Below are 14,799 nucleotides of genomic sequence, written 5' to 3'. Positions count from 1 at the left end.
TCTGTGTAAAAACACCTCCAACTATTAAAAAAGAGAAATCTTATGCGATTAGATAAATTTATAGCCGAAAATACCGGCTTAACCCGTTCTCAAGCCACTAAAGCCATTCGCCAAAGTGCGGTCAGAATTAACGGTGAAATTGAAAAAAACAGTGCACGTAAAATTTCAAAAGAAGATGAAATTTATTTTGAAGATATCTTTCTCGCTTGGTTGGAAAGCGGTCAATATTTTATGCTGAATAAACCTCAGGGCTGTGTCTGTTCACATGATGATGGAGACTATCCCACGATTTACCAATTCTTTGACTATCCTCTTGCAGGAAAATTACATAGTACGGGGCGTTTAGATGCGGATACGAGCGGACTTGTTTTACTCACCGATGACGGGCAATGGTCGCACCGCATCACCTCTCCTAAGCATCATTGTGAAAAAACGTATTTGGTGACCCTTGCCGATCCTATTGAAGCCCACTATACACAGGCCTGTGAAGAAGGCATTTTATTACGCGGAGAAAAAACGCTGACTAAGCCTGCAAAACTTGAGATTTTAGATGATTACAATGTCAATCTCACCATTTCAGAAGGGCGTTATCACCAAGTAAAACGAATGTTTGCCGCACTAGGTAATAAAGTTGTCGGGTTACACCGTTGGAAAATCGGTGCGGTAGAATTAGACGAAAGCTTGGAAGAAGGAGAATACCGCCCGCTCACACAAACCGAAATTAACAGTTTAAATAAAATACTATGAAGCAAAATATAAAACCAACCTTTATTTTTATTATGACCCTCGGCATTTTGTCTATGTTGCCGCCTTTTGGTGTCGATATGTATTTGCCGTCCTTTTTAGAAATTGCTAAAGATTTCAACATCAGTCCGGAACAGGTGCAACACACACTCACCGCCTTTGCATACGGTATGGCATTCGGGCAGTTATTTTGGGGGCCGTTCGGCGACAGTTTCGGACGCAAACCCATCATTTTGCTTGGCGTGATTATCAGCACCATTGCTGCATTGATTTTAACCGGAATCAATTCTATCGGAAATTTCACCGCACTTCGTTTTATCCAGGGATTCTTCGGTGCGGCGCCAGTGGTGCTTTCCGGTGCATTGTTACGCGATTTATTCAGTAAAAATGAATTATCAAAAGTGATATCCACTATCACGCTAGTATTTATGATTGCCCCCTTGGTTGCCCCGATTATCGGCGGTTACATCGTAAAATATTTCCACTGGCACGCTATTTTTTACGTCATTGCATTAATGGGCATATTATCGACATTGTTAGTATTTTTTATCATTCCCGAAACCCATAAAAAAGAAAACCGCATTCCGCTCCGTTTAAACATTATTGCCCGAAACTTTATGAGCCTATGGAAACAAAAACAAGTATTAGGCTATATGTTTGCCGCTTCTTTCGGGTTTGGCGGTTTGTTTGCTTTCATTACTGCCGGGTCTATTGTATATATCGGGATTTATGGCATTCCTGTCGATCAATTCGGCTATTTCTTTATGCTGAATATCGCCATTATGACTTTCGCCTCTTTCCTAAACGGGCGATTTGTAATAAACGTCGGGGCGGAAACCATGTTACGCATTGGCATTGCCATTCAATTTTTATCGGGAGTCTGGCTTATACTGACCGCACTTTTTGATTTCGGCTTTTGGTCAATGGCGATAGGCGTAGCATTTTTTGTCGGTCAAAATCCGCTGATATCCTCTAATGCCATGGCATCAATTTTAGAAAAATTCCCGACCATATCCGGTACCGCTAATTCCTTAGTAGGCAGTGTACGTTTTGCGACCGGAGCAGTCATTGGCAGCTTAGTCGCCACGATGAAAATGGATACCGCCGCCCCAATGCTATTCACCATGGGAGCTTGTGTGGTGATTGCGGTATTAGCCTATTATTTTTTGACTTATCGGAATTTGAAAGAGTAAAAAGTGCGGTCAATTTTCATAGAGAATTTTCTGTATGACATATGACCCCTCCACACGTTAATCGTATAAAAATACCTTTGATAATTAAAACCAAGGTAAAAATAGATGCCCAACAAAAATTTATCGGTAAGTCATAAAGGCGTTTTCCTTCATTGAAACGCCTGTTTTAGTACATTTAATACTGCATCAATTTTTGCTGATTGATTGCGATGTACCGTTACCGCATAAAGATTATGGGTTGGTAATGGGCTATTAGGTAAGACAATAGAAAGTTTGCCATTTTCCACATAATATTCAATATCGCCATAAAGCTGTAATGTCAGTCCGAATCCCTCTAAAGCAAGACTTTTAGCAGATGAAATAATCGGGCAATGGATAACCTTATTGGCAGAAAATTTTCCCAATCCCATTGTGGCGAATGCATTATTAAAAATTTTATTATCGAAATGAATCCAAGTCCCCTGAGCCAAATCGCCCAAATGGTTTATGGGATTATTTGCTAAATAAGTCGGTGAAGCACAGATACAAAGTTTCCATTGGGTGAGAAAGCGAGCAATTAAATTATCATCAGGTTCAGTTGCACGAAGGGCTATATCTATACTGTCTTGATAGAGGTTGGCTACACTATCGTCCGGCAAGAGATAAATATCAATTTGCGGATATTGCACATTCATTTGTTGCAAAAAACGTTTAATTGATGAACTTTCAATCGAGGAACTCGGCAAACTAATAGTGACGATACCACTAAATTCTGTCTTAAGTGCGGTCAAATTTTGCTGTGTTTTTATCAGTATCTGACTAATCTCACGCGCACCTTGCCAAAGTATCTGTCCTGCCGATGTGGGCGAAATATGACGCGTTGTCCGATTAATTAATTTCATTCCATAATGCCGCTCAAGTTGTTTGATATGCTGACTAACGGCGGAATTACTCATACCCAGCTCACGCCCCACCACTGACATATTACCGCTATTAATGACTTTCCCTAAAATCAGCATTGCTTTTAATGTATCCATTCCCCACCCAATTACAAAGTTTTACTTCACAGTGTATTTAAAAAATGAAGTATTATCAACTTTATTTAATCTGATATACTGTACAGCACTATCTAAACAATTAAGGAGTTAAATTTATGTTGAAATTATTTACTTTACCCGGGGCAGGTACAATTCGTAGTTCTTCCCCTTTTGCGTGGAAAATTGAAGCGTTGTTACGTATCGCCAACCTAAAATTTGAGAAAGAATATGTGACAGACTTTAGCAAAATGCCGAAAGGCAAAGTGCCAGTATTACAAAATGATGGCAAAATGATTGCTGACAGCCATTTCATTACTGAACACTTAAAGACAAAATATGATGTGGACTTAGACCGCAATTTAACGACCGAACAACGAGCAATTTCTCACGCCTTCTGTCGTATGGCAGAAGAACATCTTTATTGGAATAGTGTTTACAACCGCTTTATTGACCCAATCGGTAAACCTTTTATGATGGCAGCGATGTTTGAAGGAATGCCATCTGAACAAGCAGAACAAACCTTCTTAATGTTGCAAGCAAATGTGCTGAATCAAATGCAAGGACATGGTATTGGGCGTCATAGTTTAGAAGAAGTATATCAACTTGGTTTTGTAGATTTAGATGCCATTAGTGATTATTTGGCAGAAAAAAACTATCTGTTCGGTGATGAAATTACTTTAGCCGATGTGTCGATTGTTCCGATTGTCGCCAGTCTAATTCAAACCCCAATTGATACCCAAATTGCACAATATGCACGCTCAAAATCGAATTTAGCAGGCTATGTGGAACGTTTTGATAATCAAGTATTTGGTTAGATTTAGATAGAAGTGCGGCTGTTTTTGACGAAGTTTTTAACAATATGCTAAGTGATAAAAAAAACCTACTAAATAAAAATTTAATAAGGATTTTAAAATTATCAATCAAAACATAAATGTCGAAAATTTTGACCGCACTTTTTTATTTCCAAGTTTCTTGTTCAAGCACCCGTTTTTTCAATTCGGGATAATCTTCAATTTTAAATTCCGGTGTTTTTCCGGCTTTAAGTTGGCGCTGATAATCCTTCAAGAGTGTCCACACAATCGGTGAAAGCAGCACGATTGCCACCAAATTCAGAATTGCCATCACGGCCATCACCGTATCGGCGAAATTCCACACCACATTGCCTGAACGTACCGCACCAAAATAAACGAAAAACAGAACAGTCAAACGGAATAACAATACAAACCAAGGTTTATTTTTAATAAAGCGGATATTACTTTCTGCGTAAGCATAGTTACCGATAATCGAAGAATAAGCAAAAAGCAGCAAAATAAATGCAAGGAAATGCAAGCCAAATTCCCCCACATGATATTGCAAGGCGTTTTGTGTGAGAGAAATACTTTTGAGCGCTTCACTGCCATAATTATTTGAAAGCAAAATCACCACAGCGGTGCAAGTACATACCATCATCGTGTCCACAAATACGCCTAGCATCTGGACTAAACCTTGGCTGACGGGGTGTTTCACATGGGCAGCCGCCGCCGCATTTGGCGCAGAGCCCATACCGGCTTCATTAGAAAATAAACCACGTTTAATACCCATCATCATCGCTTTAGAAACCATCGCACCAAAAAAGCCGCCTGCCGCCGCATCAAAAGTAAAGGCGCTTTTGATGATGTTACTAATTACGATTGGTACCATCTCAATATTCATACCAAGAATAATGACCGCCATAATTAAGTAAAATAACGCCATCATGGGCACAAGGCTGCTGGAAATCACGGCAATGCGTTTGATACCGCCAAAAATAATGGCTGCCGTTAAAATAACTAACACGATGCCGACATATTCCCCTTGCCAGTCCCACGCATTATGCGTTGCTTCCACAATAGCATTTGATTGCACGGAATTGAACGCAAAACCAAAAGTAAAAATAAGAGCGATGGCAAATGCCACTGCCATACTGCGTGACTTCAACCCTTGTACCATATAGTAAGCAGGCCCGCCACGAAATGATCCGTCTTTATCCTGAACTTTAAATAGCTGTGCTAAAGTAGATTCCGCAAAGGCACTCGACATACCAATAAAAGCAGTAATCCACATCCAAAACACCGCCCCTTCTCCGCCGAGCGCGATAGCGGTTGCAACACCGCCGATATTGCCTACCCCGACACGGCTCGCCAGCCCTGTGGCGAAAGCTTGAAAAGGTGTTAAAGAATTTCCCTCAGCGGCCCGTCCAAACCACATTTCTCGAATACTGACAGGAAATAACCGCAATTGTACAAAGCCGGTAGTAATGGTAAAAAATAGACCTACACCAAGTAAAACGATAATTGTCAGGTTCCATAACGGTTCATCAAGATGTTCAACAATCCACATTAAGAATTGTTCTAAATAAGCAATTAATTCCATAGCATTCCTTCAAATAAATATGAGGGCGGAATTGTAATGAAGAAGAATAAGAAAAGCGATATTGATCAAAAAATAAATACATTTAAAAAGATTTTATCTAATAAAAACAAACAACCATTAGATAAAAACAAAAGGCGTATAGAGAAAATATACGCCTTTAAAAGATTATCTTGTTAAAAATAATGCCGCCGCACCACGAACACCGCCGGAATCACCATGTTTGGCCTTTTTAATCGGCGGTACTTTTGCAGTACGCATTAAATGAGGCGGTAAAGCTTTCGGCAACGCTTCATAGAGATAATCAAAATTAGATAGACCGCCACCTAATACAATCATATGCGGGTCGAATGCCGTGATAATATTGCCGATAGAAATAGCCGCTAATTCAACAAAAAGATTCACAAAATTGACCGCACTTTCTTTGCCCAGATAAAAGGCATCGATAATTTCACGGGCAGACAGCTTTTCCCCTTTGAGATCATGGTACAGCATTTCAAAACCACGACCGGAAAGATAGGTATCTAAGCACGCGTGATTACCGCAGCCACAGTCATAGATCGGGGCTTTATCCCAACCTAATAATTTCAATGCATGATAATTTAATTGTAAATGCCCAAGCTCACCAGCCATACCGACTTGACCGGAATGGACTTTCCCATTCAGGACAAAACCGCCGCCAAATCCTGTACCGAGAATCAACCCAAGCACAGTGGGATATTGTTGGTTTTCCTCATCCCACGCTTCAGACAAAGCAAAACAATTTGCATCATTTTCCGCCCGCACTTCACGCCCTAAACGTTCGGAAAGATCACGTAAAATAGGCTTGTTATCCGCCACACGAATATTGGTAATTTCCGCAAGCCCTGTTTGTTGATTAACAAATCCCGGTACACCTAGTCCAACGGTACCACGCTCACCGAATTGCTCGTCAGCACGATTGACTAAGTCCACAATCACATTAAGCCATTCATCGTAATCCGTTTTAGGCGTTGGCACTCGTTCGGAATACAGTTTTTCTAGTTTCCCATTAAATACGGCAAGTTCAATTTTTGTGCCGCCAATATCTAACCCATAGTACATAATCGGCTCCTTTTCTAAAACAGTGCGCTAAAAATCTCGGCTAATTTTAACCGCACTTAAATTTTTATGTTATGACGAAGATCGTTTTTTCTGTAAAAAAACAAAAATAACCAGATTCACCAGCCAGGCAAAAACCGTTGCAACAAAAAGATCAATCGGATAATGCATGCCTAGACGCACACGGCTAATCAGCATAAGCAAACTCCATACGGCCATAATGCCTACTAGCAACTTAGCTTTCCACGAACGATTGCCTAATAATTGAGTGAATCCCACGGCAAGCATTAACCATGTCGCGGCAAAAATGGTATGACCCGACGGGAAAGCATAGCCGGTTTCATTTTCATAATGGTTCACTAGCCAAGCCGGTGTGTTTGGCTGCATAGAATAAAAGTTTTTTGCCATCACTGCCCGCTGAGTGCGGTCATGTTCATAAAACTTTTCTGTTGTTTGATTAGTTTGTTCCGCCAGATACACCGTGAACGGACGCGGTTCTTTAAACATCGCCTTTAATCCCGTTTTTACCGCTTGAGTGGCGATAACAGAAAATGCCATCACTGCTACACCTAACATCCACTGTTTGCGACTTTTAAACAAAAAACCAAAAATAAGAGCAAACACGCCACAAGTAATCAAGGCATAAGGCACACTACCGGTTTCAGTAAGCAAGTAAAGCCAATAATCTGCCTCCGTTAATTGCTCATTGCCATGCCATTGATAGGAAAATCCCCACATAAAAAACGGTACAAGACAAAGTAATAACGTATATAATGACAGCCTCTTAAACATGCTCACCCCTTAATAATTAGAATCAGAGTGCGCATTTTAGCAGAAATGAAAATGAATAAGGATAGCTTATGACAAAAATTCAGCTGGTTGCTCAAGCCAATTTGCCTACCGAATACGGTATTTTTAAAATGGTAGGGTTTGAATTTCCTGATACGAAAAAAGAACATGTTGCGTTAGTAATGGGTGATATTTCAAACAGCGATGAACCTGTTTTAGCTCGAATTCATTCCGAATGCTTAACCGGTGATGCCCTGCATAGTTTAAAATGCGATTGCGGTTTCCAACTTGCCACCGCACTTCGTCAAATTAAGGAAGAAGGGCGTGGTGTCTTAATTTATCACCGTGAAGAAGGGCGTGGTATCGGCTTAATTAATAAAATTCGTGCTTACTCACTACAAGATCAAGGAATGGATACGATTGAAGCGAACCTCGCCCTCGGTTTTAAAGCGGATGAACGCAATTTTGAAGTCTGTGCCGATATATTTGAATTATTGGGTGTAAAAAAAGTGCGTTTAATGACAAACAATCCTGAAAAAGTGGAAACGATGAAAAAAGCCGGGATTAATATCGTTGAGCGTGTGCCGTTAAATGTGGGCGAAAATCGCTACAATACAAAATATTTAAACACAAAAGCAAAAAAAATGGGACATTACATCATACATAACAATGAAGAACATCTAATGAATTGCCCGCATTGCCAAGAAGAAGTGATGCTTGATAAAAAATAAAGTAAAAAATAACCGCACTTTTGTGCGGTTATTCATATCAATTCAATATTATTTTTTGCCTAACTGTGGCAACACTGAGTTTTTATTTGATACCAATAAACCGGTTTCTGCGTAGATTCCCAATTTACCACGGGTATCGGCAACATCAAGATTGCGCATGGTTAATTGACCGATACGATCAATCGGATCGAACGGTGCGTCTTCCACTTTTTCCATACTCAAACGCTCCGCCTCATAAGTTAAATTCGGCGATTCTGTATTTAAGATCGTGAAATCGTTACCGCGACGTAATTCTAGAGTAACCGTACCCGTAATAGCTTTAGCAACCCAGCGTTGGGCCGTTTCACGCAACATTAACGCTTGCGGATCAAACCAACGACCTTGGTATAATAAACGACCTAAGCGTAAGCCATTAATACGGTATTGTTCAATAGTATCTTCGTTATGAATCCCCGTCACCAAGCGCTCGTAGGCAATGTGCAACAGTGCCATTCCCGGTGCTTCATAGATACCTCGGGATTTTGCCTCAATAATACGGTTTTCAATTTGATCGGACATCCCTAAACCATGACGACCACCGATTCGGTTGGCTTCAAGCATCATTTCCACCGAATCATCAAAACGTTTACCGTTTAATGCTACCGGTACGCCTTCTTCAAAGGTGACAGTCACGGTTTCCGGTTTGATTTCAACACTTTCGTCCCAAAATGCTACGCCCATAATTGGTTTAACAATTTTCATACCGGTACTTAATTCTTCCAAATCTTTTGCTTCATGAGTTGCGCCAAGAATATTAGAATCCGTTGAATAGGCTTTTTCCACCGACATTTTGTAATCAAAGCCATTTTCAATTAAGAATTTAGACATCTCCAAACGACCGCCCAGCTCGTGAATAAATTGATCATCCAACCAAGGTTTATAAATTTTTAATTTTGGGTTGGTTAATAAACCGTAACGATAGAAACGCTCAATATCGTTACCTTTGAAGGTCGAACCATCTCCCCAAATATTAACATCATCTTCTTTCATCGCTGCAACGAGCATAGTACCTGTTACCGCACGACCAAGCGGCGTCGTGTTGAAGTAAGGAATACCGCCCGTTGAAATGTGAAATGCGCCACATTGAATCGCTGCAATCCCTTCATGAACCAACTGAGCGCGACAATCAACCAAGCGGGCATTTTCCGCCCCATAAGCCATCGCTTTTTTAGGAATGGCATTATAATCGTCCTCATCTGGCTGACCTAAATTTGCCGTGTAAGCATAAGGTACCGCACCTTTTTGACGCATCCAAAGCAATGCCGCACTCGTATCTAAACCGCCGGAAAAGGCGATCCCTACTTTCTGACCTTTAGGTAAACCTTGCAAAATCGTATTTGACATATTTTTTCCTTACTTAACGCTGTTTTTGAATATTTAATCACTTTAAATGAATAAAAACTCGATAAAATATAACCGCACTTCTCTCATTTGTCTAGCGGTTTACATACTTCGCAAACTATTTTTACAGTTTTTTATCTATAAAAATCCCTGCCTTGTTAGCAGGGTTTTTCGCATTATTGAGTTAAAAGATCCAAAGCCTCTTGGTATTTCGCAACCGTCTTTTCAATAACATCGGCCGGAACTTTAGGTGCCGGCGGTTGTTTGTTCCAACCGCTATTTTCTAACCAATCACGCACAAATTGCTTATCAAACGAAGGCGGATTTGTGCCTTCTTTATAAGTATCAATCGACCAAAAACGACTTGAATCCGGAGTTAACACCTCATCCATCAGAGTTAGCGTACCCTTTTCATCCAGCCCAAATTCAAATTTAGTATCGCAGATAATAATGCCTTTAGTGAGCGCATATTCTGCCGCCGCCGTATAAAGTGCAATGGCTTTTTCTTTAACTTGAGCGGCCAAATCTGCACCAATTAATTTTTCACATTCTTCATAGCTGATATTAATATCGTGATTACCCACTTCCTCTTTACTTGAAGGGGTAAAAATCGGCTCCGGCAATTTACTTGCTTCCACCAAGCCTTCCGGTAGTTTTAAACCACAAATCGTGCCGGTTTGTTGATAATCTTTTAACCCGCTTCCGGTTAAATAACCACGCACAATAGATTCAATTTTAATAGGATTCAAACGCTTACAAACCACCGCGCGATCTTTCACTAAATCCGCTTCTTCTTTTGGCAGCACATCATAAACAGAATCGCCGGTGAAATGATTTGGCATAATATGTGCCAATTTTTTAAACCAAAAATTAGAAATTTGCGTCAAAATCTCGCCTTTTCGTGGAATGGGATCATCTAAAATCACATCAAATGCCGAGAGCCGATCTGTGGCGACCATCAACATTCGTTTATCATCAATTTCGTAAAGATCACGCACTTTACCGGAGTAGATTTTCTTCAGACTTAGGTTTTGTTGTGTCATGGTTTACACCTTTTTTATTGCGGTAAAAAATCGGCGCATATTGTACCGCACTTTTTAAGCAAACGTTTGCTATTTTTGAAAAAATAATAAAATTCGTTGAATTTTTCCAATTTAATTTGAGCAAAATCTTAAAATCAGCGAAAATAGCGGACATTTTTTAATGAACAAGAGAAGATCATGACTTATCCTCAAGAAGTGAATAAACGCCGAACTTTTGCGATTATTTCCCACCCCGACGCGGGTAAAACAACCATTACCGAAAAAGTGCTTTTATACGGCAATGCCATTCAAACCGCCGGTTCGGTAAAAGGCAAAGGCTCGGCAGCACATGCAAAATCCGACTGGATGGAAATGGAAAAGCAACGTGGAATTTCCATTACCACCTCTGTTATGCAATTTCCTTATAATGATTGTTTGGTAAACCTGCTTGACACCCCGGGACACGAGGATTTCTCGGAAGATACCTACCGCACTTTAACCGCGGTAGACAGCTGTCTAATGGTGATTGATTCCGCAAAAGGGGTTGAGGAACGTACGATTAAATTAATGGAAGTTACCCGTTTGCGCGATACGCCGATTATCACCTTTATGAACAAACTTGACCGTGATATTCGAGATCCCATGGAATTACTGGACGAAGTGGAAAACGTACTGAAAATTCGTTGTGCTCCGATCACTTGGCCTATCGGCTGCGGTAAATTGTTTAAAGGCGTCTATCACCTCGGCAAAGACGAAACCTATTTATACCGGTCAGGTCAAGGCTCAACCATTCAAGAAGTACGTATTGTGAAGGGATTGAATAACCCGCAATTAGATGAGGCGGTGGGCGATGATTTGGCCCGGCAATTGCGTGACGAATTGGAATTGGTACAAGGAGCAAGCAATGAATTTGAATATGATGCTTTTATCAAAGGTGAATTAACCCCTGTATTTTTTGGAACCGCGCTTGGCAATTTCGGTGTTGATCATTTCCTTGACGGTTTAACCGAATGGGCGCCCAAACCACAGGCTCGTCAAGCGGACACTCGCATGATAGAAAGCTCGGAAGAAAAATTTAGCGGTTTCGTATTCAAAATCCAAGCCAATATGGATCCAAAACATCGAGATCGTGTCGCCTTTATGCGTGTGGTTTCCGGTAAATATGAAAAAGGAATGAAGCTTAAGCACGTGCGTATCGGTAAAGATGTGGTGATTTCTGATGCCTTAACCTTTATGGCGGGGGATCGCTCCCACGCTGAAGAAGCCTATGCCGGCGATATTATCGGTTTGCATAATCACGGCACAATCCAAATTGGCGATACCTTCACCCAAGGTGAAAATTTGAAATTCAGCGGGATTCCAAATTTCGCACCTGAATTATTCCGTCGCATTCGTTTGAAAGATCCGCTCAAACAAAAGCAGTTACTAAAAGGTTTAGTACAGCTTTCCGAAGAGGGAGCGGTGCAAGTTTTCCGTCCGCTTCTCAACAATGATTTAATCGTAGGAGCTGTGGGCGTATTGCAGTTTGATGTAGTGGTATCCCGCCTAAAAACAGAATACAACGTAGAAGCCATTTATGAAAATGTGAACGTTACAACAGCCCGTTGGGTAGAATGTAGCGATGGTAAAAAATTTGAAGAGTTTAAGCGTAAAAATGAGCAAAATCTAGCCTTAGACGGGGGAGATAATCTGACTTATATCGCACCAACAATGGTGAATTTAAACTTGGCGCAAGAACGTTATCCTGATGTTGAGTTCTTTAAAACACGTGAACATTAGGGAAATGTAAAAAGTGCGGTCAATTTGGCCGCATTTTTCTTTATATAATAAAACTAAAAAATTCTTAAACAAGCTAAATCAAAACGGGGAACAATCAAAATGAGATGGCTGGGGTACTAGGATTCGAACCTAGGGATGCCGAGATCAAAACCCGGTGCCTTACCGCTTGGCGATACCCCAATAGAATTTCTTTTAGTTAAGAATAAAGAAAATTTAGGATAGTATGGCTGGGGTACTAGGATTCGAACCTAGGAATGCCGAGATCAAAACCCGGTGCCTTACCGCTTGGCGATACCCCAACTACTATTTTGACTTACAAAGCGATAAATGGTGCGGGACGAGGGACTTGAACCCACACACCTCTCGGCGCCAGAACCTAAATCTGGTGCGTCTACCAATTTCGCCAGTCCCGCAAATGGTGGCTACAGCGAGATTCGAACTTGCGACCCCAACATTATGAGTGTTGTGCTCTAACCAACTGAGCTATGTAGCCTTTTATTTGCTAACCATATCGGCTTTGCGGAGCGTATTATGCTGATTTGCCTCTACCTCGTCAATCATTTTTTGTAAAAATCCTAATTTTTAGGTTCAGTTGATTATAAAAAAAACGCTTTTGTTATTTTTTATCCATTTCTGTCACGGAGATCATTCCAACAAAATGATGCCAATGGAAACTGTTAAAGATACCGGGGATATACCAATTAGAAATCGTCCCGTCTAAGTACAAGGCATGGTAACAGCCTATTTTTTGTAATCCCTGACTGAAAGTATAAAGATTCGGTTTTCCTGATGTCGTTAAAATAAAAAACAATCGGTTTTTCTTATCCAAACACACTGCATTACGTTTATGGTAACTTTCCAAACCGGCACTAAATTGACGATTTATCTTCCCCTCAATGAGTAGCATTGGGCCGGATTGCATAGCAAATGTCGGTTTTAAGTGTTTTTGTTGATAAACTTTTGTCGTGAGAATGTAAGCGGCCTTACCGGCTAAGGCAAACACGCCATTCGGCTGAATGTGAAAATTCCCCTTCCCCCGTTTATTATTCAGAGGGTTTAATTCTTGGCCATTTTCAATCCACAAGCCAGCCGGTGCATTATGTTTACTATAAATACCGGCATTCATGAGCATTTTTATTTGATAATCTTTTTGTAAGACACGTTTCAGATTGGTAAGAGAATTGTAGTTTTGACCTTCACTATCCCGCCAATGTAATCTCATTTCTTCCGGTTTAGCGTGAAAAATCCCATAGGTAATATTCGCATCGGTAAAAGTTCGATATTCCGCCGGCGTAGGCAATGTAATAAAACCACAAAGTGCGGTCAAAAATTTAACTATTTTTTTCATCTAAAGGGTGGGAAAGATTAAGCGTATTCGAGAATAAATGTAGCCCCTCAGCATTACCCGCTTTCATCATAGATTGCATGGTTTGGGTAGGCGCATGAATAAGTTTATTCATTAATTTATAACTTAATTCCTGCAATACGGCTTCCGCAGTGCCGCCTTGCTGTAGATGTTGTAAGGCTTTTTCCAATAGATCTTGTCGCATCTGTTCCGCATCTTCGCGATAATGTTTAATAAGGTTGGAAAACTGGCGCACTTTCAGCCATTCAAAAAAATCTTCGCATTCTTGAGCAATGATCCCTTCCGCCTGCCTGGAAGCCTCCTCCCGCTGGCTCAAATTACGCTGAATAATATCCTGTAAATCATCCACCGTATAATGATAAACACTATCCAACTTGGCGACAGTATCATCAATGTCGCGCGGAACCGCAATATCGACTAACAGCATCGGAGAATAATGCCGTTTTTTCTGGGCAAGCCCCACCATTTCTTGGCTAATGAGTATATTCGGACTACCCGTCGAGCTAATCACAATATCCGCTTGTTCTAATGCTGCTTGTAATTGTTCAAGAGAAAAAACATCAATGGGAACATTGCTTGCTAATTTTTCTACGAGTAACTCCGCTTTTGCCACGGTACGGTTTGCAATCATCAATCTTTTCACGCCGTGGCGTAACAAATGTCGGCTCACCAATTCAATGGTTTCCCCTGCCCCAACCAATAAAATATTCACCCCGTGCAAGGATTCAAAAATTTGACGGGCCAGACTACAAGCGGCATACGCCACCGATACGGCACTTTCACCAATATTGGTTTCCGTACGTACCCGCTTGGCTGTAGAAAAGGTTTTTTGAAACAAGCGGGAAAATTCACTTGAAAGTGCCACTTTCGACCGTTGATAATAAGCTTCCGTGATTTGAAAAGCCTGCTTAACCTGCCCTAAAATTTGCGGTTCGCCTAAAATTAACGAATCCAAGCCACAAGCTACCCGCATAAGGTGATTGGCAGCTTGTTGATTTTGATGAGTATAAATACTCGGCAAAAGATCGGTCAAAGGCAGCTGATGAATATCAGCAAACCAATGTTCTACATTTTGCCGCCATTTATCACACTCTTGCGGTGAAATTTGGCGATGATGCAAATACACTTCCGTGCGATTACAGGTAGAAAGAATCACTGCCCCTTCCGCAAGATTTTGTTGCTGAATTTGTTGTAAGGCAAGAGACCGCTTTTCATCAGAAAAAGCAACTTTCTCACGCACCGAGACAGAGGCGGTTTTATGATTAATGCCAAGAACAAGAAGGGTCATAATACGTTTAGACATTACCGCAC

Annotated in this window: 13 protein-coding genes and 4 tRNA genes; 5 read left to right on the top strand and 12 right to left on the bottom strand. The window is 40.8% G+C overall.

Annotated elements, in window-relative coordinates; genetic code table 11:
• Window positions 1-42: 42 nt before the first annotated feature.
• Entirely contained in the window at window positions 43-747 is a 705-nt protein-coding gene (rsuA, locus tag BKL51_RS01565; protein ID WP_077464998.1) for a 16S rRNA pseudouridine(516) synthase RsuA, read from the top strand.
• Complete coding sequence (locus BKL51_RS01560; RefSeq protein ID WP_077464997.1) at window positions 744-1,937, top strand: Bcr/CflA family multidrug efflux MFS transporter; 1,194 nt, start codon at window positions 744-746, stop codon at window positions 1,935-1,937. The genes rsuA and BKL51_RS01560 overlap by 4 nt, the downstream gene beginning before the upstream one ends.
• Window positions 1,938-2,086: 149 nt before the next feature.
• Here BKL51_RS01560 and BKL51_RS01555 read toward each other — a convergent pair whose 3' ends face one another.
• Complete coding sequence (locus tag BKL51_RS01555) at window positions 2,087-2,953, bottom strand: LysR family transcriptional regulator (RefSeq protein ID WP_077464996.1); 867 nt, start codon at window positions 2,951-2,953, stop codon at window positions 2,087-2,089.
• 116 nt (window positions 2,954-3,069) lie between these two features.
• On the opposite strand from BKL51_RS01555, the gene BKL51_RS01550 reads away from it, so the two are divergent.
• Window positions 3,070-3,768 (top strand): glutathione S-transferase family protein, encoded by a 699-nt coding sequence (locus tag BKL51_RS01550; RefSeq protein ID WP_077464995.1) that lies wholly within the window; start codon window positions 3,070-3,072, stop codon window positions 3,766-3,768.
• A gap of 142 nt (window positions 3,769-3,910) precedes the next feature.
• Here BKL51_RS01550 and BKL51_RS01545 read toward each other — a convergent pair whose 3' ends face one another.
• The 3 genes from BKL51_RS01545 to BKL51_RS01535 form a co-directional block, all read right to left on the bottom strand.
• Window positions 3,911-5,344 (bottom strand): sodium:alanine symporter family protein, encoded by a 1,434-nt coding sequence (locus tag BKL51_RS01545; protein ID WP_077464994.1) that lies wholly within the window; start codon window positions 5,342-5,344, stop codon window positions 3,911-3,913.
• 165 nt (window positions 5,345-5,509) lie between these two features.
• On the bottom strand, window positions 5,510-6,424 hold the full coding sequence (gene nagK / locus BKL51_RS01540; RefSeq protein WP_077464993.1) for an N-acetylglucosamine kinase: 915 nt from the start codon (window positions 6,422-6,424) through the stop codon (window positions 5,510-5,512).
• A gap of 69 nt (window positions 6,425-6,493) precedes the next feature.
• Entirely contained in the window at window positions 6,494-7,213 is a 720-nt protein-coding gene (locus tag BKL51_RS01535; RefSeq protein ID WP_077464992.1) for a phosphatase PAP2 family protein, read from the bottom strand.
• 68 nt (window positions 7,214-7,281) lie between these two features.
• On the opposite strand from BKL51_RS01535, the gene ribA reads away from it, so the two are divergent.
• Window positions 7,282-7,941, top strand: a complete 660-nt coding sequence (gene ribA, locus BKL51_RS01530) for a GTP cyclohydrolase II (protein WP_077464991.1) — start codon at window positions 7,282-7,284, stop codon at window positions 7,939-7,941.
• 48 nt (window positions 7,942-7,989) lie between these two features.
• On the opposite strand, the gene argG is transcribed toward ribA, so the two are convergent.
• Window positions 7,990-9,324, bottom strand: coding sequence for an argininosuccinate synthase (gene argG, locus BKL51_RS01525; RefSeq protein WP_077464990.1), 1,335 nt, complete (start codon window positions 9,322-9,324; stop codon window positions 7,990-7,992).
• Window positions 9,325-9,497: 173 nt separating this feature from the next.
• Window positions 9,498-10,364, bottom strand: coding sequence for a phosphoribosylaminoimidazolesuccinocarboxamide synthase (locus BKL51_RS01520; RefSeq protein WP_077464989.1), 867 nt, complete (start codon window positions 10,362-10,364; stop codon window positions 9,498-9,500).
• Window positions 10,365-10,541: 177 nt separating this feature from the next.
• Here BKL51_RS01520 and prfC point away from each other — a divergent pair, with 177 nt between their 5' ends.
• Window positions 10,542-12,122, top strand: a complete 1,581-nt coding sequence (gene prfC, locus BKL51_RS01510) for a peptide chain release factor 3 (RefSeq protein ID WP_077464987.1) — start codon at window positions 10,542-10,544, stop codon at window positions 12,120-12,122.
• Between the two features lie 105 nt (window positions 12,123-12,227).
• Here prfC and BKL51_RS01505 read toward each other — a convergent pair.
• The 6 genes from BKL51_RS01505 to hemA all read right to left on the bottom strand — a co-directional run bounded on the left by BKL51_RS01505 (window position 12,228) and on the right by hemA (window position 14,776).
• Window positions 12,228-12,302, bottom strand: a tRNA-Gln gene (locus BKL51_RS01505).
• Window positions 12,303-12,346: 44 nt separating this feature from the next.
• Window positions 12,347-12,421: transfer RNA gene (locus BKL51_RS01500), tRNA-Gln, on the bottom strand.
• A gap of 29 nt (window positions 12,422-12,450) precedes the next feature.
• A tRNA-Leu gene (locus tag BKL51_RS01495) sits at window positions 12,451-12,535 on the bottom strand.
• 3 nt (window positions 12,536-12,538) lie between these two features.
• Window positions 12,539-12,615, bottom strand: a tRNA-Met gene (locus BKL51_RS01490).
• Window positions 12,616-12,738: 123 nt separating this feature from the next.
• Window positions 12,739-13,470, bottom strand: coding sequence for a phosphodiester glycosidase family protein (locus BKL51_RS01485; protein ID WP_077464986.1), 732 nt, complete (start codon window positions 13,468-13,470; stop codon window positions 12,739-12,741).
• A complete protein-coding gene (gene hemA, locus BKL51_RS01480; protein WP_077465025.1) occupies window positions 13,454-14,776 on the bottom strand; it encodes a glutamyl-tRNA reductase in 1,323 nt (440 codons plus the stop codon). Before hemA ends, BKL51_RS01485 begins: the two co-directional genes overlap by 17 nt.
• Between the last annotated feature and the right edge of the window lie 23 nt (window positions 14,777-14,799).

This window comes from Rodentibacter sp. Ppn85 (assembly GCF_001999335.1).
GTDB lineage: Bacteria > Pseudomonadota > Gammaproteobacteria > Enterobacterales > Pasteurellaceae > Rodentibacter.
The sequence above is the reverse complement of the archived record's forward strand: the minus strand, read 5'-3'. Positions and strand labels throughout refer to the sequence as shown.